This is a genomic window from Aliifodinibius sp. S!AR15-10 (genome assembly GCF_031569985.1).
Classification (GTDB): Bacteria; Bacteroidota; Rhodothermia; order Balneolales; family Balneolaceae; genus JAMQKA01.
Genome location: NZ_JAMQKA010000007.1, coordinates 37,505 through 60,680 on the forward strand (window position 1 = coordinate 37,505; position 23,176 = coordinate 60,680).

General features: G+C 47.5%; 21 protein-coding genes. 10 read left to right on the forward strand and 11 right to left on the reverse strand.

Features of this window, described 5'->3' with window-relative positions; all coding sequences use genetic code 11:
• Positions 1–2: 2 nt before the first annotated feature.
• From NC796_RS06840 to NC796_RS06855, 4 genes are all read right to left on the reverse strand, one after another.
• Positions 3–746, reverse strand: coding sequence for an HAD hydrolase family protein (locus NC796_RS06840; protein ID WP_310683309.1), 744 nt, complete (start codon positions 744–746; stop codon positions 3–5).
• Positions 747–864: 118 nt separating this feature from the next.
• The gene (locus NC796_RS06845; protein WP_310683311.1) at positions 865–2,136 is read right to left on the reverse strand and encodes an MFS transporter; all 1,272 of its coding nucleotides are present in this window, start codon (positions 2,134–2,136) and stop codon (positions 865–867) included.
• Between the two features lie 84 nt (positions 2,137–2,220).
• Positions 2,221–2,667: a dUTP diphosphatase gene (gene dut, locus NC796_RS06850; RefSeq protein WP_310683313.1), complete on the reverse strand. Its 447-nt coding sequence runs from the start codon at positions 2,665–2,667 to the stop codon at positions 2,221–2,223.
• The gene (locus NC796_RS06855) at positions 2,660–3,454 is read right to left on the reverse strand and encodes a DUF3108 domain-containing protein (RefSeq protein WP_310683315.1); all 795 of its coding nucleotides are present in this window, start codon (positions 3,452–3,454) and stop codon (positions 2,660–2,662) included. The genes dut and NC796_RS06855 overlap by 8 nt, the downstream gene beginning before the upstream one ends.
• Before the next feature lie 125 nt (positions 3,455–3,579).
• On the opposite strand from NC796_RS06855, the gene NC796_RS06860 reads away from it, so the two are divergent.
• The 8 genes from NC796_RS06860 (at position 3,580) to NC796_RS06895 (ending at position 12,638) form a co-directional block, all read left to right on the forward strand.
• Positions 3,580–4,104 (forward strand): hypothetical protein, encoded by a 525-nt coding sequence (locus tag NC796_RS06860; RefSeq protein ID WP_310683317.1) that lies wholly within the window; start codon positions 3,580–3,582, stop codon positions 4,102–4,104.
• 59 nt (positions 4,105–4,163) lie between these two features.
• Complete coding sequence (locus NC796_RS06865) at positions 4,164–4,439, forward strand: hypothetical protein (RefSeq protein ID WP_310683319.1); 276 nt, start codon at positions 4,164–4,166, stop codon at positions 4,437–4,439.
• Positions 4,436–4,942, forward strand: coding sequence for an acetyl-CoA carboxylase biotin carboxyl carrier protein subunit (locus tag NC796_RS06870; RefSeq protein ID WP_310683321.1), 507 nt, complete (start codon positions 4,436–4,438; stop codon positions 4,940–4,942). Before NC796_RS06865 ends, NC796_RS06870 begins: the two co-directional genes overlap by 4 nt.
• Positions 4,935–6,206 carry a UDP-N-acetylglucosamine 1-carboxyvinyltransferase gene (murA, locus tag NC796_RS06875; RefSeq protein WP_310683323.1) on the forward strand — a complete coding sequence of 424 codons (1,272 nt, stop codon included), beginning with the start codon at positions 4,935–4,937 and terminating at the stop codon, positions 6,204–6,206. The genes NC796_RS06870 and murA overlap by 8 nt, the downstream gene beginning before the upstream one ends.
• 514 nt (positions 6,207–6,720) lie before the next feature.
• A complete protein-coding gene (locus NC796_RS06880) occupies positions 6,721–8,496 on the forward strand; it encodes an Rne/Rng family ribonuclease (protein WP_310683325.1) in 1,776 nt (591 codons plus the stop codon).
• Positions 8,497–8,532: 36 nt separating this feature from the next.
• Positions 8,533–9,081, forward strand: a complete 549-nt coding sequence (gene hslV, locus NC796_RS06885; RefSeq protein ID WP_310683327.1) for an ATP-dependent protease subunit HslV — start codon at positions 8,533–8,535, stop codon at positions 9,079–9,081.
• A 9-nt stretch (positions 9,082–9,090) separates the two neighbouring features.
• The gene (gene hslU, locus NC796_RS06890; protein WP_310683329.1) at positions 9,091–10,503 is read left to right on the forward strand and encodes an ATP-dependent protease ATPase subunit HslU; all 1,413 of its coding nucleotides are present in this window, start codon (positions 9,091–9,093) and stop codon (positions 10,501–10,503) included.
• A gap of 245 nt (positions 10,504–10,748) precedes the next feature.
• Positions 10,749–12,638 (forward strand): S41 family peptidase, encoded by a 1,890-nt coding sequence (locus tag NC796_RS06895; RefSeq protein WP_310683331.1) that lies wholly within the window; start codon positions 10,749–10,751, stop codon positions 12,636–12,638.
• A gap of 110 nt (positions 12,639–12,748) precedes the next feature.
• Here the strand turns inward: NC796_RS06895 and NC796_RS06900 are convergent, their stop codons facing one another.
• From NC796_RS06900 to NC796_RS06915, 4 genes are all read right to left on the reverse strand, one after another.
• Positions 12,749–13,441 (reverse strand): RsmE family RNA methyltransferase, encoded by a 693-nt coding sequence (locus NC796_RS06900; RefSeq protein WP_310683333.1) that lies wholly within the window; start codon positions 13,439–13,441, stop codon positions 12,749–12,751.
• Between the two features lie 17 nt (positions 13,442–13,458).
• Positions 13,459–13,674 (reverse strand): hypothetical protein, encoded by a 216-nt coding sequence (locus NC796_RS06905; RefSeq protein WP_310683335.1) that lies wholly within the window; start codon positions 13,672–13,674, stop codon positions 13,459–13,461.
• Positions 13,667–14,884, reverse strand: a complete 1,218-nt coding sequence (locus tag NC796_RS06910; RefSeq protein ID WP_310683337.1) for a 2'-deoxycytidine 5'-triphosphate deaminase — start codon at positions 14,882–14,884, stop codon at positions 13,667–13,669. Before NC796_RS06910 ends, NC796_RS06905 begins: the two co-directional genes overlap by 8 nt.
• Before the next feature lie 182 nt (positions 14,885–15,066).
• Complete coding sequence (locus NC796_RS06915) at positions 15,067–15,540, reverse strand: EVE domain-containing protein (protein WP_310683339.1); 474 nt, start codon at positions 15,538–15,540, stop codon at positions 15,067–15,069.
• Positions 15,541–15,659: 119 nt separating this feature from the next.
• On the opposite strand from NC796_RS06915, the gene NC796_RS06920 reads away from it, so the two are divergent.
• Positions 15,660–16,253 carry a hypothetical protein gene (locus NC796_RS06920; RefSeq protein WP_310683341.1) on the forward strand — a complete coding sequence of 198 codons (594 nt, stop codon included), beginning with the start codon at positions 15,660–15,662 and terminating at the stop codon, positions 16,251–16,253.
• A 46-nt stretch (positions 16,254–16,299) separates the two neighbouring features.
• On the opposite strand, the gene rfbB is transcribed toward NC796_RS06920, so the two are convergent.
• The 3 genes from rfbB to rfbD are packed head-to-tail and all read right to left on the reverse strand — an operon-like array spanning position 16,300 to position 18,740.
• Positions 16,300–17,304, reverse strand: coding sequence for a dTDP-glucose 4,6-dehydratase (rfbB, locus tag NC796_RS06925; protein WP_409070357.1), 1,005 nt, complete (start codon positions 17,302–17,304; stop codon positions 16,300–16,302).
• Positions 17,298–17,855, reverse strand: a complete 558-nt coding sequence (gene rfbC / locus NC796_RS06930) for a dTDP-4-dehydrorhamnose 3,5-epimerase (protein ID WP_310683346.1) — start codon at positions 17,853–17,855, stop codon at positions 17,298–17,300. The genes rfbB and rfbC overlap by 7 nt, the downstream gene beginning before the upstream one ends.
• Positions 17,856–17,861: 6 nt before the next feature.
• A complete protein-coding gene (gene rfbD, locus NC796_RS06935; protein WP_310683348.1) occupies positions 17,862–18,740 on the reverse strand; it encodes a dTDP-4-dehydrorhamnose reductase in 879 nt (292 codons plus the stop codon).
• A 262-nt stretch (positions 18,741–19,002) separates the two neighbouring features.
• Between rfbD and NC796_RS06940 the strand changes: the two genes are divergently transcribed.
• Positions 19,003–22,713, forward strand: a complete 3,711-nt coding sequence (locus tag NC796_RS06940; protein WP_310683350.1) for a T9SS type A sorting domain-containing protein — start codon at positions 19,003–19,005, stop codon at positions 22,711–22,713.
• Positions 22,714–23,176 lie beyond the last annotated feature (463 nt).

Here is a 23,176-nt window from a genome sequence, read left to right on the forward strand (position 1 = left end):
TGCTATCCCCTGTTTGATTCAATAATTCTCTGGTAGGTCTCCAGGACCGCCTCCGTCGCTTCCAGGTCCAGCGGAAAGTCTGCAAATTCCCTTACATAACTCTTGGCATTGACCGGCGCAAAGGATTGTCCCACGATCTCCATTGCCGGAATATCACCATTTGAATCACCGATGTAGGCTACCTCTTTGGGAGTAATACCGAGCCTCTCGCTCAGCTTTTTAATGCCGGCGCCTTTATTGTTCTTCTTCAAGATAATGTTCACTGAGATATCGGTGTGATGCACCTCAAATTCGGGATAATTTTCATCTACGTGGTCGGTAACGATCGGCAGCACTTCGTTAATGACAGACTCATCCGGGTGAACAAAACCGGCGTCCATCATCTTTGAAAACTCCATTATCCCGTTGGGAAACTTGGATATCACCGTAGTGCGCATCCAGTTTTTTAGTTCATTCACATGCTCCAGGGCGGCTTCATCAAAAAAGCCATTTTGATCAAACTGGTTGGAATTCAAATCATACATTCCGCCGCTCTCAAATACTACAGGAAGGCGGACATCCAGCCACTGGGCCACTGCCTCCACGTATGGATACGGCCGCCCCGAACAGATGCTCAGCGGGGGGATCGTGGGGTCATCAGCACTCTGGATATTCAGGTTCCGTATCTCTGTAATACATTCCCAAACCGGTGTTTTAAAAGGAATTGAGACACAACCGTCAAGATCGGTGACAAACAGTTTAATCATGGGTTACTATGGGATAAAAGGATTGAAATTCTGCAGGATAAAAAATGAATTTGAAATTGCTAAATTACTGAATATGCTACTCAAAAGTAAGTTTAACAGGGGATCTACATGTTGAAGCCTAGCCATGTTCTGATCCCAGGGCAAGCTCTTGCTGGTACGCTTGTTCGCGGGTAGTTACTGTAAAATGCCAAAGCACCCCGGTTACAGCCAGCAGCACTGCAAAAATCATAATCATCTGGCGGATGGTGAAGATATCATTTTCAAGCAGCATGGAGGCAGTAAATACAGAGATGGATTGTGTCAACGTGAAAAGAAGCCACTCCGTACTGAAAATGCGCCCCCGAAAGGTATCAGGGGTTCGGCGTTGCAAGAGTACGGTGCTCATCACCCAGTTAGCTCCAGAAGCGGAATGTGCCAGGAATACAAAGATCAGCATCAAAATGATGCTCCCGGTCCACCCAACCACGATGTACATCGCGCCGGCAAACATCATGCAGAGGCCCATCACACGAATCCAGTCACCTTCATCTTTGAACATGCGGCGCCCAATCACCGGACCGATGCCCGTTCCGATACCACGCGCAGCGTAGAGCAGCCCGAGCCCCACGCTCCCCATCATTAAAATATCTTCGGCAACCAGGATAAGCAGGTACACCAGCGCCCCCAAATACATCGTAAACGCCCCTTTTGCCAGGCTGGGACGCAAAATCTGGTCATTACTCATCAGGAATCCCAGCCCCTCCTTAATTCCCACAAATGGATTCCGCGTGCGGTCAAGCTCTTCCTGGCTCATCTCCTTCTGTGGGATCGTCGCTCGATAGATGAACCACGCCGAAATCCCGTAACTAATTGTATCCAAAATAAACACTAGATCGGTGCCCAGCCAAGCTGTGGCCAGTCCACCCACGCCCATCCCGATTGTAAAAATGATACTCCAGCTTGCTGAAGAGAGTACGTTGGCATCCACCAGCTCTTTCTTCGTCGTTACATTTGGAATGGAAGAAGTTTTAGCCGGCTCAAACACGGCAGAAAGCATCATCTGGATGGCCGTCAGGACATACGCCAGCCACAACATCTCGTAAGACCGCACAAGCAGCAGGCCTGCGATGACAATACCGCGTGCCACGTCACAAAATATCATCACGCGCCGCCGGTTAAATCGATCCGTGATATAGCCAGCAAATGGAGAAAATACCGCTAGACTCATCATCTTTATGATAATAATCAGGCCGAGCAGAAATTCGGAGTCAGAATACTTCGTAACCAACGCGTATACAGCCAACAGGCCAAACCAGTCGCCAAAGTTGGATACAACCTGGCTCAACCACAACCGGCGATAGTCGCGGTTCTCGGATACCAATGTTATATATGGCTGAAGTTTATCTAACACGCTAGAAGATGCTGCTAATATTATAAATTAAGTTATTTTACGTAATGCGTAACGAGTAATGAGTGAGGTTTTACGTATCACGTATCACTTCACACCTGTACTGCCAAACCCGCCGTCACCTCGTTCCGTTTTAGGGAGTTCGTCGGCTTCATCGACGGTCAGTTGCTGCACCGGAGCTATCACCATCTGCGCAATGCGATCTCCATGATTGATGGTAAACGCCTCTTTGCCGTGATTGATCGCCAGCACTTTTACCTCCCCGCGGTAGTCCGAATCGATAGTGCCGGGCGTATTGAGCATGGTGATGCCGTTGCGATAGGCCAGTCCGCTGCGTGGCCGAATTTGTGCCTCATATCCACTGGGGAGCGCCATCTGCAGCCCGGTGGGAATCAGCGCCCGCTCCCCGGGTTCCAGGGTAAACGGTTCTTCCAGGGCCGCCCGGATATCCATACCAGCGGCATGGACCGACTCGTACGACGGCAGCTGAAGATCTTTGGCGTGTTCCAGTTTTTTGAATACAACTTTACTCATTTCGTAACTCCTTCTTGTAATCAATTAATCTAACTTTAACATTTCCGAGCCAAACTTTGACGTGGGCCTCCAGCGGGATGCGCAACTCATCGTTGGCAAACCAGGTCTTGAAGTCTCCCCCGAATCCAAACGGGCCGTCAATATCGGCAATTCCTTCGGCATAAAAAGTATTAATCGGTTGTTCAAACGCTTCATATTCCCGCTCATCCCGTCGGCGTGTGTACTCCATGTCGATCGTGCCCTGTTCGTCTTCAAGGTAGACATAGGTTCGAGAATTAACATCACGCCCAGCGTGGAGCCGGGAAAAGAAAAAGATCAATGGTCCAGAGGTAGCCGGCGTTTTGAGATCGAGCGTGTCGGTGGGCTCCCCCTCCTTAAAAGCGTATACTTTCCGGTTATTGTAATTATAGATAAACCGTTCTTCATCAAACTTTTCCTCATCCACATTGTCTTTCCAGTACACTAGCTCGCGCGGCTTGCCATCAATAACTTTGAAAATTGAGCTGTAATGATTTTCCTCTTTCCCCACGAACGGAATACCAGGGTTGGAGGTGATGATTCCGGTCAGTTTCCAGGCCGGCTCTCCCTGGTAGAGCGTATCGGTGACTTCAACACGAACTTTTCCGAGCGTGAAGAAGCTGTATTTAACATTATAGGTGAACACTTCACGCCATTTGAGCAACTCCCCGGGGATGGGGCTTCCCTTTTCCCTGGTCAAAAAGTTCGGGCTCTCCTGTGCGTGCAGTGGAAGGACCAGTAAGCAGACCAGCAGTATATTCGTAATCAAGATGGATAGATACTTCAAAAGGGGAAACAATTACAGATTATTTCTCTTTTCGTTAAAACCACAAAAGTTCGATATTATAAGACTAAGATGAAATGCATAAAAAGTTAATTTCCTGTTAATCGTTCATGAGAAAATTGAAAAGTATAGCACTCACCTCCGCTACTCTTGTTCTGCTTTTAATGGCTGGATGTTCCAAGAGTGATGATCAAAAAGATTTTGAGAATGAGGCGTATTCTGCGCCTGCAAATTATACGGCCATGAATGCCAACGGGCAACCGGCCGTTTCCAACCAAACAGATCCGGACGACTGGCGGATTTCACCAATGTATCGTGGGCTTGTTGAAGTAGAAACCGAGGCTTATCCAAATCCAGTATTCATTAATTCAACGTTTCGAATCTTTATCGGCATAAATTATATAACCAATCTATCCAGAATTGAAGCTTTCGTTTTTCAAACGGGCTTTAATCAAGATGGTACTGGGGCTATTGATACCATTGAGGAGTCCCAAATTTCAGAGGGTACTATACCTGCTCTGATAATCTCTCCATCTTCTTTCCCTCAAAATAAGTTGGATAACCTTTACCGTGTCATACTCTTTGACCAATCTGGAAATGTGATTACTTATGGAGACGTGAAGGTGAATGAGTAACCGGTTGTAATAGACAGGCATCGCTCCTATTTTAGGGCTTCAAATTAAGCAAACAGATTATGGCTAAACGAAAAGTTTCGACATCCGAGCAGAATGTCCTGGGCCGGCTGGTCTTCCCGGAAAGTTTTGAGACGGTTCTGAATGAAACTGGCCTGCAGTACGGCGAACTTCGCGACGATCTCATCAATCTTATGAGCTTCGGGTATATCGAAGCCTATGAGAAAAAAGGCAATAAAATTGCTCTCACCTCTTTCTATGATGCAGACAACCTGCAGGATTTTACTTTCCGTGCCACCAAAAAAGGACTTTCTGAAATCAGGGGCTCCCGCCAATGAAGTTTGAAACCGAAACCGCTGATCAAACCCGTGAACTAGCATTCGATTTCGAACAAAACCGGGTGACTGTCGGCGAAAACACGTACGAATTTTCTTTCGAAAAAAAGAATGGTCGTTACCTGCTCCGGATCGGAACAAAATTGTATCAAATCGATAACGTTGAAATAGAAAAGCATATAGTTGAATTTACCCTTGACGGCCAGTGGTGCCGGGTTGAGGTTCGAGATGAGCAGGATTTGCTGCTCGACCGCCTCGGTTTTAAGACGGCTGCCGAAATCGGCGAAGGCCAGCTCAACGCCCCGATGCCGGGAAAAATCCTGGAACTCATTGTCAACGAAGGCGATGAGGTTGAACTGGGCGACCCGGTGGCCATCCTTGAGGCGATGAAGATGGAAAATGAGCTAAAAGCGCCCGTAAAGGGCATGGTCACGTCCATCGCCGTCAACGCGGGTGAATCAGTAGAAAAAAACGCATTAATCTTAGAAATAGAAGCTAGTGGATAAATTTGTAATCGAGGGACCAACCCCTCTTCGCGGCAACATCGCAATCAGTGGATCCAAAAACGCCGCCCTCCCCTTAATGGCGGCCGCTCTCCTCGCTGACTCACCAACAACTATTACTAACGTCCCAAAACTCCGGGACATCTATACCTTTAATAATGTAATCCGTGTGACCGGTGCACATGTGGAGTTCGATGAGGATAATAATTGCCTCCATATCGATCCTTCCCACATCAATCACCTGGAAGCACCGTACGAGCTTGTTCGCAAAATGCGCGCCTCTTTTTATATGCTCGGGGCCCTCTTGGGCAAGTTCGGGGAAGCCAAAGTTTCGCTGCCGGGCGGTTGTGCCTGGGGTCCACGACCTGTCGACCTTCACCTGGAAGGGATGAAAACGATGGGTATGGAGATAAACCTCGACAAAGGATATGTGCTGGGGAAAGCCAACGATTCATTGCCGGGCGGCACTTTTACCCTGGACCCAAGCAGTGTGGGTGCCACGGTGAATCTTCTGCTCGCATCGGTGTTAAAGGCGGAAGAATTTACGATTAAAAATGCCGCCGTGGAACCGGATGTGGTATTGCTTGCCAAGACCCTTAACAAGATGGGAGCCAATATCGAGGGGGTCGGCACTGATGTGCTAACGGTTCGAGGCGTCGACAAACTGCAGGGTCTTGAGGTGGATAATGCACCCGACCGCATCGAGACGGGCACCTACATGATAGCCGCGGCGATGCATCCCGAATCGGAGCTCACCATCACCAACGCCAACCCAGTGGATCTCGGCGTTTTTCCCAAAACATTTGAAAAGACCGGGGCACAGATTGAGATAAATGGCTCCGAAATTTTTGTCAAAGCCCCCAAAGAGCTCAGTCCAACCTCCATTCAAACAAAAATATACCCCGGCTTTCCCACCGACCTGCAAGCCCAGTGGGCCACGATGATGACGCAGGCTACCGGGAAATCGATCGTCACCGACACCATCTACTTCGACCGATTCAGCTACGTTCCGGAACTCAACAGGTTGGGTGCCGACCTCCATGTAGATGAAAATTCAGTCACGATAAAAGGACAAACCCCGCTGGAGGGCGCATCAGTTATGAGTACCGATCTAAGGGCCAGTGTCAGCCTGGTATTAGCTGGAATGGTAGCTGAAGGGCGCAGTGATATTCTCCGCATCTATCACCTCGACCGCGGGTATGAGAAACTGGAGGAGAAACTCAATTCGGTAGGTGCTAATATCGTAAGAACAGAACAGGAGGAATAAGTTTAAAAAAATTATATACGGTTAAGTAAGATAAAGCTTACAAATGGAGGAATGATGGTTGTGAAAAAGGAGTTGCAATAACTGATTGATTTTTCCATTTACATTAATAACAAACTAACTGTATATTAATATCAAGTTATTTTTTGTATACGAAGGGTATTCAGAGTTTCAACAATGTTAACGTTGTAATTGCAGGTTTTTTTGATAGCAAAAACCACATTATATAGACTTATTACTAATCTTTTACTTTTTGTAAAACGATTATTGTACACGAGAAGCGTTGACTCTCCTGAAGAATATAACGTAAATCTGCAGTGGACACCCAACTCTGATTGTGGCTACCTGAATAACAGCCACTCGATTAACAAAAATTTTAATGCAGCGGTTGCTGAACCTCCGCTATCGGCAATGAATGTAAGTGTCTTCAAAAATTTAGCAGCAATGATTTTAAACAAATTTATTTACGACTCAACATGCTCGGGGGACAGCAGCCGCGTGAAAAGATTGGAATTCAATGAAAAATCAAATCATCATTCACGCAAAGGGGAAGCAAACCCGAATAGCCCTCCTGGAAGATGGGGATCTTGCGCAACTCTTTATAGAGTCTGAAGAAAATAAACGGACTGTTGGTAACATATACCTCGCAGAGGTTCACAAAGTGATGAGCGGTATTCGAGCCGCTTTCATAGATATGGGTACGCCCAAGGACGCCTTTTTGCACTTTTCTGATGCGGGCGACCATCTGAAGGAATACGTCCAGATGCTCAACGGTCGTAATGCCATACGCAAAAATGTGCGTGATGAGCTTTCCAAGATCAACTTCGACAAGATTTCGAACTATCAAAAGCAGACGTGGGCCGGACGTATCTTAAACCCGGGGCAGCGATTGCTCGTACAGATTGTGAAGGAACCGATCGGTTCCAAAGGACCGCGCGTATCCACAGATATTACAATTGCGGGACGCTTCCTGGTGCTTATCCCGATGGGTGAATATATCGCCGTTTCACGCAAAATAAATAACTACAAAGAGCGGCGGCGGCTTAAAGGTATTGTAGGATCGATGCTGCCCGACGGCTTTGGTGTAATTGTTCGCACGGTGGCAACCGGCCAGGATGAGAAGGCTATCGAAGATGATATGCGTAATGTCCTGAAAAAGTGGGAGCAAATACTCGGGCGACTGGAAGATGCCAAGCCCCCTGCCCTGCTGTACCAGGATCTGAATATGACTGAAAGCCTGATCCGGGACCTTTTCGCCAAGCAGTATGATCGCGTGCTTATCGATGATCCTGAGATGTACAAGGATCTGAAGTCGTATGTGAGCCAGATTGCTCCCCAGATGATACCGAATGTAGAGCTTTACAAGGGACGGGAGCATATCTTCGATTTCATGAAGATTGCCAAAGATGTAGATTCCATCTTCAGCCCGCGGGTACGCATGCCCTCCGGCGGATACCTGATTTTTGAGCAGACCGAGGCGATGTACGTTGTCGATGTAAACTCAGGTCCCTACGCCGCCAAGGAAAAGCAGGAGGACAACTCCCTGAAAACCAACCTGGAGGCTGCGCGCGAGGTAGCCAAGCAGTTGCGGCTGCGCGACATCGGGGGGATCATTGTTGTTGATTTCATTGATCTGAAAAGCGGGAAAAACCGTAAGAAGATCTACGATGAGCTAAAAAAAGAGTTTAAGAAAGACCAGGCAAAAACCAACGTCATCGGCATGAGTGATTTCGGACTGGTTCAGATTACGCGCCAGCGCATCCGTCCGAGCGTGGTAAATTCTGTTTCCAAGGTCTGCCCTATGTGCGGCGGTTCAGGCAACGTGGTGACGCAAAATACGATTGTTGCCGACCTGGATGCCTGGTTGAGCAAGTTTAAGTCCAACACCTCTTACAAATCAGTTGATATCTACATCAACCCGTATCTGAAGGCGTATTTGGACAAAGGCTGGGTAAGCATTCGCATGAAATGGATGCTGAAATATTTTGTTAAGATCAACCTCATTGCCGAAGAATCTATTTCGTTAAATGAATATAAAGTTACGCTGGCGGGATCTGATATCGATATTACGGATGCCGTGATGCGTGACGAGCCTATCGATGAGCTTGTTGCAAGTTCTGATGCTCGACTCCATGAGCTTGATTCTGGAAAGCCAAAACGCGAAAACCTGGATTACTACGATAAAGATGAAGACTCCAGTAAACGAAATGGGCTGCCCCCACGGCCCGGAAGTCAGAAAGCGGAGCAGACCAGGGGCGATTCCAAATCGAAATATTACAAATCTGATTCCTAACAAATTAATTTTATAGAACGAACGCATTTCTAACATATGAGCTTAAGCGAATTGAAAGCGACCACCGTTCTTGGTGTAATGCACAACGGTGAAGTGGCCATAGGCGGCGATGGCCAGGCAACAATGGACAAAACAGTAATGAAGGCTACAGTTACAAAAGTACGCCGTCTATACAACGATAAAATATTGGCCGGATTCGCTGGATCCACCGCCGACGCCTTCACCCTTTTTGAAAAGTTTGAAGAGAAGATCCAGCAGTATAACGGAAACCTGCAACGGGCTGCCGTTGAGATGGCCAAGGAGTGGCGAAAGGATAAATTCCTTAGGAAACTTGAAGCCCTGCTGGTCGTTATGAGTAAAGACAAGGCCCTGCTGATTTCCGGCCAGGGTGACATTATTGAGCCGGATGATCAGATACTGGCTATCGGGAGTGGCGGATCGTATGCACTGGCTGCGGCCCGGGCCCTGAAAACAGATGCAGAAGAATTAACAGCCAGGGAGATCGTTGAAAAATCCCTGCACATTGCAGCCGATATCTGCATTTACACCAATCATAATTTGTCAATTTTAGAAATTGAGGACTAACTGAGTAACATGAAGAAAGTAGTTGAACAACAAAATCTAACACCCCGCCAAATTGTAGGTGAATTGAATAAGTATATCGTGGGGCAAAATGAAGCCAAGCGTTCGGTGGCTATTGCGCTCCGAAACCGCTGGCGCCGTATGAATTCTGATGCCGAAATCAGAGATGAAATTCTTCCAAATAACATCCTGCTTATTGGCCCAACCGGCGTGGGCAAAACCGAAATTGCACGCCGCCTGGCCAAGCTGGCGAACGCTCCTTTTATAAAAGTGGAAGCCTCAAAGTTTACCGAGGTGGGTTATGTAGGACGGGATGTGGAGTCTATGATTCGTGACCTTACTGATATCGCCATCAACATGGTGAAAACCGAGATGCAGGAACGTGTCCAGGAAAAAGCCGAGAAAGCGGTGGAAGATCGCATACTCGATATTCTGATTCCACCGGTTAAAAAGCCATCAAATAATTCTGCTGGCTTTCAATCAGACCAAGACGATTTTAACCCGGAGAATGCCAGTAATGAGGAGCTGAACCAGCGCACGCGGGAAAAATTCCGTGAAAAGCTCCGGAATGGTGAGCTTGATGATCGTACCATCGAAATCGAAGTAAAATCTACCCGCCAGCCGATGATGCAGGTCTTTGGTCCACAGGGCGGCATGGATGAGATGGGCATTAACCTACAGGATATGCTGGGCAACCTTACCGGCGACAAGAAGAAGAAACGGAAAGTTACGGTTGAAGAAGCCAAAGAACTGCTGCTGGATGAAGAAGCGGAGAAACTGATCGACCATGATGCTGCTGTTCAAGAAGCGCTCGAACGCGTTCAAACCCAAGGCATCGTTTTTATTGATGAGATCGATAAAGTGGCGGAAGACTCCAGCAAACAGGGAGGCGGAGGACCTGACGTCAGTCGCCAGGGTGTGCAGCGCGACCTGCTGCCGATCATTGAAGGCAGTTCTGTATCCACAAAGTATGGTATGATTAAAACTGACCACATCCTGTTCATTGGATCCGGGGCGTTCCATGTATCAAAGCCGTCCGATCTTATCCCTGAACTGCAGGGTCGTATGCCGATCCGCGTTGAGCTGAACTCTCTGACGGAGGATGACTTTTTCGACATTTTAACAAAGCCTAAGAATGCGCTGACCAAGCAATACCAGGCGATGCTGCGTTCTGAAGGCGTTGAAATTGAGTTTACTGATGAGGCTGTCCGGGAAGTTGCTTCCATTGCGGCACAAGTCAACGAGCGAATAGAAAATATTGGCGCGCGCCGTTTACATACTATTTTGTCCACCCTGCTGGATGAATTGCTTTTCGCTGTACCCGACGACATCGGCAGCGGAGAACTGACCATCGATAAAGAGTATGTGAACAAACAGCTCGATGACTTGGTTAAGGATAAGGATCTGAGTCACTATATCCTTTAACCTTTCGAGAGGAGTATGAATTCAATTTTTATGGGTCAAATTATCCTTGATAACCCAACAAACTCCTCAGCTGAACGACTCTTGTATAATTTCAGTTGATTTAATGGTAATTTTAGAACTTATTTAAGTATTTAATTTCGCAAAATAGTGGCGTTAATTTTACGTCTGTAGGCGAACACTTTAAATATTTATCAATTTTCATCGTTGAGATATATAAATCTCCAGAAACCTAAGTAGAATCCGATATGAGCATTAAGAAATTTATTGCCCCGCATGCGGCAATTCTCGTTGTTCTGTCCCTTTTTTGGGCCGCAGGCGTTGATTCCGTTATCCAACCCGATGACACTCACCAAGAAAACCTGAAAAAATATATCCAGACCCAACGCCGGATTGTAGACAATTATGTTGAAAAGGTGGATATAGCCAAGCTGTACAGGAACAGTATTCGGGGGCTGGTCAAAAATTTGACTGACAGTACACTAAATATTGACGGCACACCACTGGATACGACGGCACTTTCCAGTGTAAATATCGAAGACCTCGGGCAATCACTGAGAAAATTTGAAGATGCTTATCTCTACCTGGCTAATAACAGCCCGGACGAAAATATGACGGCACGAACTGAGGATGCACTGCGGCAGATGTTTAAGTCGCTTGATCCCCATTCCGTCTACATTGAGCCGGAGACCAACGAACAGGTCCAGGAAGAGTTTGCCGGCAAATTCCAGGGTATCGGCATTCAGTTTAATATTCCACAGGATACCATTACTGTAATTACGGCAATTTCTGGTGGGCCCAGTGATAAACTCGGGATTCGATCGGGCGATCGGATTATCAAAATTAACGGCAAAAGTGCCATCGGATTTGAGAACAAAGATGTATTGCGGTCACTTCGTGGAGAAAAAGGAACCAAAGTGGATGTTACAATCAAGCGCCCACATATTGAGGAACCGCTCAATTTTACTATTACCCGCGACGATATCCCCCTCTACACGGTAGACACCTCCTACATGCTGGATGAAGAAACCGGGTATATCAAAATAAATCGCTTTGCTGCCACTACGCACGAGGAGTTTATGGAGGCGATGAAATCACTTGATGACAAGGGAATGAAGCGATTAGTGCTGGATCTTCGGAGCAATCCCGGTGGATATCTGGGACAGGCAATTGCCATGGCGGAAGAATTCTTCCCTAAGGGAACGGAGCTTGTTTCAACCAAAAGTCGTCACACCCGTTTCACAAGTTCCTACAGTTCCCGGCGTGATGGCTATTTTAAAGATAAACCACTCATTGTCTTGGTTAATGAAGGTTCAGCCTCGGCAAGTGAAATTGTAAGTGGTGCTATCCAGGATCATGACCGTGGACTTATCGTCGGGCAGCGCACTTTTGGTAAAGGACTGGTGCAGCAGCAGTATGAGCTTGTTGACTCCAGCAGTATCCGCGTTACAATATCACGTTATTACACGCCATCCGGGCGATTGATTCAAAAACCGTATTCCAAGTCAGGGCGGGAAGCGTATGCCTATGAAGTGGTTCATCGCTCCGACGATGCTTTTACTGACAAGATGGAATTTATCTCGGATGTGCCCGACTCATTGAAATTTAACACGGATGCCGGGCGTACGGTATATGGTGGTGGTGGAATTGTGCCCGATCATATTGTCCAGGAAGATACGACACAATCGGCAGCAGTAGTGAATTTCATGCGCCGCAAGCAGGTTGGGTTTGACTTCGTTCGGAACTATCTGGATCACAATGGTAATGCATTCCGGGAGCAGTGGGAAGAAAACTACGACCTCTTCCGAGAAGAGTTTACATGGAGCGAGGCTCAAATTGATGAGTTTAAAAAGGATATGATCAATAATAATCTGGTGATAAAGAAGGGAATCTCTGAGCCTGAATTTAAATCAGATTCACTCTTTATCCCCGAGGGCCATTTTGAAGAAATCGAATGGATGCCCCGCGGCTTTATGAAGGCTGAACTGGCACGCCAGGTTTGGGGACTGAAGGCATATCATCCCGTCATCAATGACGTATTTGATGATGTGTTGAAAAAAGCTACCGACTTGTGGGATGAGGTTCAGGCCCTTGAAGAATATGCTGCCAACCATACCAGGATGCGAGAAAGCGGCTAATCAATTATATGTGAACTTGGAGGCCCTGACCTTCTGAAGTGCGTGATCTGCCCTGCAGGTCGCGCATTTTTTATTGATCTCAATTTGAGAAATTTGAGGTGATCTTAGGGCTAAAGAAACTGGCTCAAAAATGCGGTAACTGCTGTTTCCGCGCGTAAGCGATGGCTGCCCAGCGATACTATTTCGGAGTCCCTGTTTTTTAGCAATGTGATCTCATCCTCGGAAAATCCTCCCTCGGGTCCAACAAAAAGCACCAGTTCTCCACTGTCTTTCAGCACTCCCGGGACGCCTGTCTCCCCTTCTTTTTTTTCATGTGCAACCAGTAGCTTAGCATCTTTGTACTTGTCGATGAGATTCGATAATGAGGGCACAACAGTCACAGGCGGCAGGTAAGCTCGCAAGCTCTGTTTCATTGCTGAAAGCACGGTGGACTCCAGGCGATCCATCCTCACATTTTCTTTGACCGTGTGCTCACTTCTGAAGAGGACGATTTCACTCGCGCCGAGCTCTACTGCTTTTTCCACAGCAAACTCCAGGCGATCTCGCTTTTTAATGATTCCCAGGGCCAATGCCAGCCTGGGATCACGTCGCGGCTTTTTTTCAAAATTCTGAACCGTTACCTGGATGGAGTCACGTAAAATTCTGCTGATAATTCCTTCGTACCAGCCTCCCTGACCATCCACTACGGTAATAGCATCCTCTTCCCGATAGCGCAGCACTTTGGACACATGGGTGGCTTCCTGTCCCAGAAGCTCAATTTGATTACCTCTAATCTGGTTCGGGGGAGCATAAAAAATATTCATAGGAAAGCTTCTGCTATTCAGTTCTCAGTAAGATAAGCCCCCGGCTCGAAGACAGTTTGACCGGTCTCAAACATCATCTCAATGTACGGAACACAAAACTTGCACTGGCAGCTGCAATACTGTTCGGCTTGCAGTTCCTCGATGCTGGAAATCCCCCTTTCCTGGCTGTAATCTTTGATCTCTTGAAAAGTTCGATCGTGACAAATACATTTTTTGACGCTGTACTTACTCATCTTCCTGCTTGAAATGTTTGCCTAGCTTTAATCCCTGTCCCTGGTAATTACTTTTAATCTCAGTACCGTAGACGAATTCGGGAATTTCAGTATTGGGTTCAAATTTCATGCTGCAGAAGGTCTGGCCGTCTTCGATCAAAAACGGAACGTCGTGAGACCGAACCTCGAGTACAGCCCTTGCCCCGCCTGCTTCTGCCGAGCCTCCGAAGCCACTGTCAAAAAAGCCGGCATAATGCGTGCGCAGCTCTCCCGAACCGGTGTCATAGGCGATCATCTCTGCCGCCAGGTGTGTGGGAATGCGGCAACGCTCTTTGGAGGCAAAGATATAGAACGCTTCCGGCTCAAGGATCAGGTGGTCGTCCTTTTGATAGTAAATCGGTTCCCAAAAATCCTCAACGCTGTAGTGGTTCACATTCTCCAGGTTAATCAGGTCGCGGTGCTTTTTGGCTTTATATCCTACAATCTGCCCTTCATCCCCATGCAGATTCACACTCATGAAGAGGCCGTTGCTGACCTTGATCTCATCCATCGGAATGGCATCTCCCTGTTCATCAAAAAGGAGCGGGTCAGAGTGATGGGTACGCAAGATATCCTGGTCGGAAAGAAGCGTGTAGCCGTGGCGGATGCGCAGCTGGTTCAACCGCTGCCCGGTCCGCACCTGGATAGGAAACGATTTGGGAACAACCTCCAGGTACAGGTTGCCGCTGTAGCCCGAGCGTATCTCCTCAAAGCGGTGTGAATGGTCTGTAATAACGCGGGTAAAAATATCGAGGCGACCCGTAGTACTCTTGGGATTGGCCTTAGCCGTGAGGTGCTCGTCAGATACAATTTTAATAGGGTCAGAGACCTCTTCCCCATCGAAAAGCGTCTTTTGAGGAGGCACATGGCCCGGCAGGTGGAGCTGCTCTAGAAGGGGAATAATGTAAACGCAATTGGGCTCCAGGACGGCCCCGTCTTCTATGGAAAACTCGTACTGCTTGAGCTTGTCCACCTTGCTCTGTACGGTCTCATCCTCGGGCAAAAAGCTACAGCGCACCCGGTAGGCTTTCGCCCCCAGCCGGAGATCAATAGAGTTGGGTTGAAACTGGTTATCCTGCAGCGGGTAGTTGGAATCGCTGCGGATGATCCCCGCCTTGGCCAATTTACGTAATTTCTGGACCGGTAAAATGCCCTTGGTCCGCAAAAAAACTTCTTCTATCTCTTTCGTCATCCGATCTGTTTACTCGTCATTATTTATTTATAATTTTTGTCGGCACTGCTGATTTCTTTAGTGCCACGTATTAGTCGGAAGTACACTCCCTCCCAACACGCCGGTAATTATTTGTGAGTGGTTATTCGTTATTTAGCATTACCTTGATAACTGATCACTAACACACTGTTCATTGATATTGCCTACTTCGGCTCGGCACCCGCCATCTCATGAATTTTGAGCCACTCTTCCTCAGTTACCGGTGTTATTGACAGACGGTATCGATTCAGGATCACCATATCCTGCAATGACGGCTCCTCTTTAATAGCATCACGGGTCACCGGGTTCTCAAATTTTTGTACAAATTTAACATCCACCAGCTCCCAGGTCGGATCCTCTTCACTGCTTTTTTCATCAAAATACTTGGAGTCGGGATCAAACTGGGTGGGATCGGGATACGGCTCACTGGCCACTTCCATGCTTCCCACAATCACCGGTGGACGAACATTCGAATGGTAAAACAAAATACCATCACCGGTTTCCATCTCATCCTTCATAAAATTACGCGCCTGGTAATTTCGGATGCCATCCCACGGCTCCACCCCGTCGCGTTCGAGGTCATCAATGCTGTAAGCGTCCGGTTCCGACTTCATTAGCCAATAATTGCGTTTACTCATTTTTTCTATGAATTTTGATTCAAACTTTCCGCTTTTTAACAAGTACCTGAATATAGAATACTGCAGCCAGAATTCAGAATAATCTGGTAGTGTATTCTCCAATTTTTCTGAACACTATTATGGACATTCTTTTTTGGAGCGGTGGCAAAGATTCATACCTGGCCCTTGAATTTTATGACCGGGAAATAGGGAAAAAAGAGGATCTGGCTCTGCTTACTACGTATGAAGAGGAATCTAAACATGTACCCCACCAGGAACTCCCACTCAAAAATATCAGGCGCCAGGCAAAACATCTCGGCTTGTCCTTGATTGAAGTGCCCCTCCCTCGAGCTTGTCCTAATGAAACCTACCTGGAAAAAGTAAAGGAAGCCTTAACTGAACAACAACAGCTGGTTGAACGCTTGGTTTTTGGAGACTGGCATCTGCAGGATATCCGGGAGTGGCGGGAGCAGGTGTTCGGAGAAATGGGCTATCGATGCCTGTTCCCCATCTGGGAAAAAAGCCTGCATGACCTGCTGCCTGTTCTTTTGTTGAAGCCGGTACAGATTAAAATCAGTGCTGTTAAAGGGGAATTCCAGAAATATATCAAAGTCGGAGAGGCATATGACCAGGCTTTTGTACGCACCCTGCCCAAAGAGATCGATCCAATGGGAGAAAACGGGGAGTTTCACACCGAGGTTATGTTTGAGGATTTGAGTAAACGCGTTGTATAGAAGCATGTGCGACGCACTTCCGAAGTGCGTCGCACGTCATCTTTTTCTATTTCTTAAACCGGTCTACATACCAGAGGACCGTTTCCCGCAGCTTCTCTTCAAAATTATCGCTCGATTCCCACCCAAGTTCTGTCCTTATCTTCGTGGTATCGATCGCATAACGATAGTCATGCCCCAGTCGGTCAGTCACAAATTCAATCAGGTTTTGGTAATCTCCGTCGGGTCCTTCGCCCAACTCTTCATTTAGAATGTGGCATATATTCTTAACCAGGTCTATATTTTTCCACTCGTTGTCGCCGCCGATGCAGTAGGTTTCCCCGGCTTTTCCCTCCTGAAACACCAAGTCCAGCGCCCGGCAGTGCTCCTGTACATACAGCCAATCCCGCACATTTTCTCCCTTGCCGTAAACCGGGATCTTGTCATGGTTGATTGCACTGCGGATGACGGTGGGAATAAGCTTCTCATCATGCTGGAATCGACCAAAATTGTTGGAGCAGTTGGTCGTTACAACATTCATTCCGTAGGTATGATGATAGGCACGAACCAGGAAATCACTGCTTGCTTTTGAAGCAGAGTAGGGTGAATTGGGAGCATAAGGTGTATTTTCAGAGAACTTTCCCTCCTCCCCCAGTTCGCCATATACCTCATCAGTGGAAACGTGCAAAAAACGGTTCTTCTTTAGTCCACCCTCCTTTTTATCCCAAAGCTGTTTACACTCTTCCAGCAGGTTGAATGTGCCCACAACATTGGAGAGCACGAACGGTTCCGGACCGGTTATGGAATTGTCTACATGCGACTCTGCCGCCAGGTGAAAAACGCCCTGGGGATCAAACTTATCAAGGATATCGCGCACCGCTTCGCGATCAACCAGATCCACCTTTTTGAAAAGGTACCGATTGGACTGTTTAATCGAATTTAAACGACTTGGATCGGAGGCGTAGGTCAGCTTGTCGATGTTAAGAAGTTGGTATTCAGGATATTTTTCGTAGAGATGCAGAACCAGGTTTGAACCTATAAATCCCGCTCCACCGGTGATAAGAATTCTCATGATGTGTACTCAAAAAGATCTTGATTTGAAATTTCACTTAGTTTTGGCTGCTGCTGATCCTTCTCAGAAACAATGGGATCGGTAACCTGCCAGTCTATACCGAGCTCTGGATCATTCCAGAAAAGCCCTCTCTCTGCATCGGGATTATAGTAGGAAGAACATTTGTAAGAAACCAGCGTATTATCCTCAAGCACCGCGTATCCATGGGCAAAGCCGGTTGGGATGCAGAGCTGATGCTTGTTTTTGCCCGACAATATGGCCGAAACATGTTCGCCGAATGTCGGTGATCCCTTTCGAAGGTCCACCGCCACATCCAATATCTTTCCCTTCGGCACCATCAACAGCTTTGCCTGCTGATCACGAATTTGGTAGTGAAGTCCCCGGACAACCCCCTTTTGGGAAGCCGACATGTTATCCTGCACAAAATCCACATTGATACCCTGCTCCTTATAATGACTTTTGCGATAGGTCTCCAGGAAAAAACCCCTGGCATCTTCGAACACTTTCGGTTTGATTAAAATAACATCTGGGATATTCGTAGGGATAAACTCCATAAAATATTAGTCCGCTTTAAGTTGATTTAACAAGCGCTGCAGCCCCTGTTCCCAGCTCACAATCTTTGCACCCTTTACCCGGGCTAATTTATCAGTACTCAACTTTGAAAAAGAGGGTCGGGTCGCCACAGTTTCAAAAGCATCGGAAGTTACAGCATTTACTTGAATATCTTTACCCATTATTTCAAATATTCGGCAGGCAAATTCATGCCAGTTGGTAATGCCTTTCGACGTCACATTGAACGTGCCCTCACTGTTTTCTTTCAGTAGAATCATGCTATTTTCTACCACATTTTCAGTAAAAGAGGGACTTCCCCACTGGTCATTTACCACATCCAGTTCGTCTCGTTCTCCAGCCAACTTCAGCATTGTTTTGACAAAATTTCCACCGAACTGCCCGCACAGCCATGAAACACGAATAATCAGGTGTGCTGCCCCCGACTGCCGGATCGCCTGCTCCCCTTTCAACTTCGTAGCGCCATACCAGTTAACGGGAGAGGTCTGGTGATCCTCTGGGTATCCACCCGGGAAACGCTGTCGGTCTTCCTTCCTTCCGGGAAACACATAGTCTGTGGAGTAGTGAACCAGCTTGATATCCCGGGACCTGCACATTTCAGCAAGTTGCCTGACCGCACTGCAGTTTATCTTTTCCGCTATTTCTTTCCGTTTTTCAGCTTCATCTACACGGGTATAGGCGGCACAGTTGACCACTACATCCGGTTTTTCACCCTCAATCACCTCAAGCATGGAAGAACGATCGGTTATATCAAGCTGAGCTGAATTAAATCCCCTAACGTAATCAAATGTGGACGATTCAGACTCATTCAGCTTTTTTATCCATTCCCGGCCAAGCTGTCCGCTGGCCCCCAAAACAATACACCTCATAAATCACAGTACATTTAAGATTGCCTCTTGCCTCCCGATACTAATAAACAGAGGAGGATATAACAGAACTACTAAGTAGTGAAAGTTTGCTTACAACAATAAGGTACAATTTCATCCCAAACGAAAAAAAATCCGGGAAACATTAGAATTCATTTAATGGCCCTCAGAAGTATTACACAATCTTATTATTGCTGTTATCTTCACCAGATTTAAATATATTCGGGGCGGTCAATTTGCAAGCGGGAATAGAATCTGCGGTACCATGTTCAACAAGCGGAACAAATCAGATGGCTTTTCCAAAGCTCCAAGACCGGCCGTGATAGTGTCCTTCTTGGCGGCCTGTTTTATTCTTATTTCGTTTGTGGAACCGGCCGCGGCCCAAAGTGCCACATGGACTGGAAATGCCCCAAATTCCGACTGGAACGATCCTACCAACTGGTCATCCAGCAGTGTTCCCGGTCCGGGCTACTCAGTGACCATCAGCCCCTCAAATGGCAATCCCTACCCTGTAATCTCCAATCAAGATGTGACGATAGCCAGCCTCACTATTTCCAACTGGAGCGGCGGCGAACTTACCGTTAGTAATAGCAAAACGTTGACCATCACCAACGGGTTGACCATGAACGGTGGCAGCAAGCTCTATATCAATACCGGTGGCAACGTATATCTTTCCGGTGGCAATTTCAGCATGTCATACAATAATTCAGTTATCGACATGAACTCCGGCAGCTTTACAAGTGATGTGGATATTGAAATCAAAGGCGATGGATTCAACGCGGGATCGGGAACCGTCACTGTAAATGCTAATTTCAACCTGCCCTCGGGCAAGGAATTTAATGTAGAAACCGCCACAGTCACTGTCACGAACACCGCCGAAATTAATGGTACCTTCAATGGAGATGACGGCAACACCATGTTTCAAAATACGGCAGAGATACAAAGTGGAGGTGTTGTCAATTTAGATACCGGGACCATCACGTTTAACGGGAGCACTTATGTGCGCAACAATGGTACGCTGAATATGGGCTCAGGCACAGTAAATCTAAATGCGGGCCTGACAGTAGAAAGTGACGGTAATGTTTATGTGCAGAATGGCTCCCTGGATGTTCAAGGAGATGCCGACTTCCAGAATAACGGCAACCTGTCTGTTGACAACGGCAGTGTTAATGTTACCGGAGATGCCACCCTGCAAAACGGCGGGAGCTTCACCTTAACCAACGGCTCAATGAACATTGGGGGTAATGCCTCATTCACCAACGGGGGTACCGTGGATGCAGGAAATTCCCAAATCGAGCTTAAGGGTGATATGACGGTACAAAACGGCGGTGATTTCGATCCGGGAACCAGTACGGTCACCTTCAGCGGAGATGGCAAACAGACGATAAATGCCGGCAATAATGATGTTGAATTTTATAATGTGGTAGTCAAGTCGGGCTCCTCCGTTCAAACCGATGGGTCCAGTGGAAATACTATTATTATCGAAAATAATATGTCGGTTGAAGAGGATGGACAGGTGGACGTGCAGGGTAACGACAATATCGATGTGCGGGGCGACCTCGACAACCAGGGAGATGTGCAAAGTGAGGAACCGTTTGTCTATGCAATTTCAACTCCATCCACTACTGAAGTGCTTGTAACCTTCGACCAGCCCATGGATGAGGCAAGCACTGGCAACGCATCCAACTATTCTATCGACAACGGGGTTACGATCTCTGGTGCAACATTCCACGCCAATGACTCTACGGTGACGCTTCATGTCTCCCCATTGAGTGATAATGTGGAATACACGCTGTCGGTTTCCCAGAATGTTAAATCAGAAGACGGTGGTAAAATGTCCAACAACCATACCAAACGTTTTCACCTGATGGTGGATGCAACCTACTACAGCAGAGCCAGCGGCGACTGGGATGATCCCGACTCATGGTCAACGGAAAGTCATGCCGGTGCCGCCGCCAGTGCCATACCCAATGCCCAGGACGATGAGGAAGTGATCATCGCTAATGGCCACACGATCACACTTGGTTCAACCCAGGACATTTCCAATATGGCCGAGCTGACAATTAACGGAGCCGGTACGCTGGAAATCGCAAGCGGCGATACACTGACCCTGGGGCAACTAACGATCAGCGGTTCGGGAACATTCGACCTGCAGGGTGGGGGAACGCTAAAAATTGGTTCCCCGAACGGAATTGAGGCAGAAGGTTCCAATGAGGGCAATATCCAGACCTCCACAAGAAATTACAGCTCTTCCGCGAACTACATCTACAATGGCAATGGCCAGCAAAAAACCGGTTCAGGACTACCCGTCACGGTGAAGGATCTTCGCATCAATAGTGTATACGGCGTTGAAGTCCAGGACAACCTGCGAACCAACGGTACCCTCTACCCGACCGACGGGCCGTTAATCTTTCCTTCGGGCAAGCAATTAATTGCCAACAACAGATCGATCGGCAACGGGGATCTCATTTTCAACCGGGTTATTTCGGGTAACCAGGGATGGAGAGCACTTTCGTCTCCTATCGCTTCTACCTACCGGGATCTGCTCGACAGCACTGTGACCCAGGGATATACCAACTCACAGTTTGGACTCCAGGATGGCAATCAAAACTCCCTTCAAACGAATGTGTTATACTACCTGGAGGATGTCGCCGGAACCGACAACCAGCACTGGCGTGCCCCTGGCGATGCTACGAATAGCCTAACGGCAGGACAGGGAATGTTTGTCTACTTTTTTGGTTCTGTACCTGAAGATAACCGGTACAACAACGCCCTGCCCGATACCCTGACGGTACGGGGACAAGAGTTCACGGGCTCCGGCGGCGATGTGTCATTTGATGTAACCCGAACGGATATTGAACTTGAGAATACATTTACGACCAATGCGGATTCCGGGTGGAACCTGGTGGGAAATCCGTTTGCCTCTGCCATCGACTGGGACGACAATACCCACTGGACCAAAACCAATATGGACAACACCATTTATGTCTGGGATCCCTCGACCGGGTCATACAAAACCTGGAATGGGAACACCGGCAGCCTGGGCAGTGGACTGATTCCACCATTCCAGGCATTCTGGGTAAAGGCTAATGGAAGCAATCCTGCTTTAACCGTGAATGAGGAGGCCAAGACGTTTGGCGGAAATTTTGTTGGGAAGCATATCTACCCTGACAACCCGAGAATTGCATTTAATCTCTCGCACAAGAACCGGAGTTCGAATCTGTTTGTTTCTTTTACGCAAGATGCCCGGCGTGGAAAAGATCCCGGTGACGCTTTTTGCCTGCTCCCCCCTCCCGATGTTTCCTCTTACCTGCAGCTTTATTCACTGGATGAAGATGGTAACCGGTACTCTATCAATACGGTTCCACGGGAATTTGGAGCATCTTACGAAATCCCGTTGCACGCACAGTTCGTTCAATTAGCTAACTCAGATAAAAATGCAGGGGATCAACAGGTAACCCTGTCGTGGCCCAGCGTAGAGCAGATTCCCAGCTCCTGGACTATCACACTGACCGACGGGGCAACAAATAAAAAAATCGATATCTCGCAACAATCCAGCTACGCGTTCCGCCTGCCCCCCTCCAAACAAAAAGGAAAAATGCAGAAGAGTGGCAAGCGTAAATCCTATAAAATTCTGACGCGCGTCTCTCCTGACCAGGCCCGGTTTATCCTAACGGTTAATCCCGGGACAGAAGGAGCCGCGCTGCCCTCCGAGGTTTCGTTGCAACAAAATTATCCCAACCCATTTAATCCCAGCACCACCATCCAGTTCAACCTGCCGATACAGAGCGAGGTAAGTCTGACCATTTATGACATGCTGGGCCGGGAGGTTGCCACACTTATCAATCAACAATCCTACAGTGCCGGCCAACACTCTGTTAACTGGAATGCCTCGGGTTATCCCAGCGGTGTTTACTTCTACCGACTCACCACTCCTGAAGGGACATTTACAAAAAAGCTTACGCTTATAAAATAGGGCTTCCGTGTTTTGCTGTTGAGCTGTTGACTTATTGTGGCGTCGAATACAAGTCGAAGGTCCTAAAGTCCTAAAGTCTAAAGTCAGAAAGTCTAAAGCACCTCCCTCCACCCTTCGAAACTTTTTCTTGGGTAAAGTGCCGGAACTGTAGCGTTCAGAAACCATTTCTGTCTGAGTTCCGCGTATCTCAGCGGAGCGAGTTAAATGGTTTTAGTGGAGGCAGAGCGAACGCAGCGACAATTTACTCCAGCGGTGATTTTTTTGATAGACAGTTCGCTAGTCCGCCCACCGGCGGATTTTTTTCACTGAAAAAATGAATGCCATAACGGGAATAAACCTCCAAAAAGATGATTGCCTCCCGGTAGCCTATCTCACATTCTCTATCCCTCAAGCATCTCCTGATTGAGTATACTGCTCCGCCTATTGGTGCTTATAACTCCTGGGTGTATGATATTAGTATATC

Coding starts and splice junctions, on each gene's coding strand:
- NC796_RS06840 (WP_310683309.1), bottom strand. CDS start 746: ATGATTAAACTGTTTGTCACCGATCTTGACGGTTGTGTCTCAATTCCT.
- dut (WP_310683313.1), bottom strand. CDS start 2,667: ATGAGTAAAGTTGTATTCAAAAAACTGGAACACGCCAAAGATCTTCAG.
- NC796_RS06860 (WP_310683317.1), top strand. CDS start 3,580: ATGAGAAAATTGAAAAGTATAGCACTCACCTCCGCTACTCTTGTTCTG.
- NC796_RS06865 (WP_310683319.1), top strand. CDS start 4,164: ATGGCTAAACGAAAAGTTTCGACATCCGAGCAGAATGTCCTGGGCCGG.
- NC796_RS06870 (WP_310683321.1), top strand. CDS start 4,436: ATGAAGTTTGAAACCGAAACCGCTGATCAAACCCGTGAACTAGCATTC.
- NC796_RS06880 (WP_310683325.1), top strand. CDS start 6,721: ATGAAAAATCAAATCATCATTCACGCAAAGGGGAAGCAAACCCGAATA.
- hslV (WP_310683327.1), top strand. CDS start 8,533: ATGAGCTTAAGCGAATTGAAAGCGACCACCGTTCTTGGTGTAATGCAC.
- hslU (WP_310683329.1), top strand. CDS start 9,091: ATGAAGAAAGTAGTTGAACAACAAAATCTAACACCCCGCCAAATTGTA.
- NC796_RS06895 (WP_310683331.1), top strand. CDS start 10,749: ATGAGCATTAAGAAATTTATTGCCCCGCATGCGGCAATTCTCGTTGTT.
- NC796_RS06900 (WP_310683333.1), bottom strand. CDS start 13,441: ATGAATATTTTTTATGCTCCCCCGAACCAGATTAGAGGTAATCAAATT.
- NC796_RS06905 (WP_310683335.1), bottom strand. CDS start 13,674: ATGAGTAAGTACAGCGTCAAAAAATGTATTTGTCACGATCGAACTTTT.
- NC796_RS06910 (WP_310683337.1), bottom strand. CDS start 14,884: ATGACGAAAGAGATAGAAGAAGTTTTTTTGCGGACCAAGGGCATTTTA.
- NC796_RS06915 (WP_310683339.1), bottom strand. CDS start 15,540: ATGAGTAAACGCAATTATTGGCTAATGAAGTCGGAACCGGACGCTTAC.
- NC796_RS06920 (WP_310683341.1), top strand. CDS start 15,660: ATGGACATTCTTTTTTGGAGCGGTGGCAAAGATTCATACCTGGCCCTT.
- rfbC (WP_310683346.1), bottom strand. CDS start 17,855: ATGGAGTTTATCCCTACGAATATCCCAGATGTTATTTTAATCAAACCG.
- rfbD (WP_310683348.1), bottom strand. CDS start 18,740: ATGAGGTGTATTGTTTTGGGGGCCAGCGGACAGCTTGGCCGGGAATGG.
- NC796_RS06940 (WP_310683350.1), top strand. CDS start 19,003: ATGTTCAACAAGCGGAACAAATCAGATGGCTTTTCCAAAGCTCCAAGA.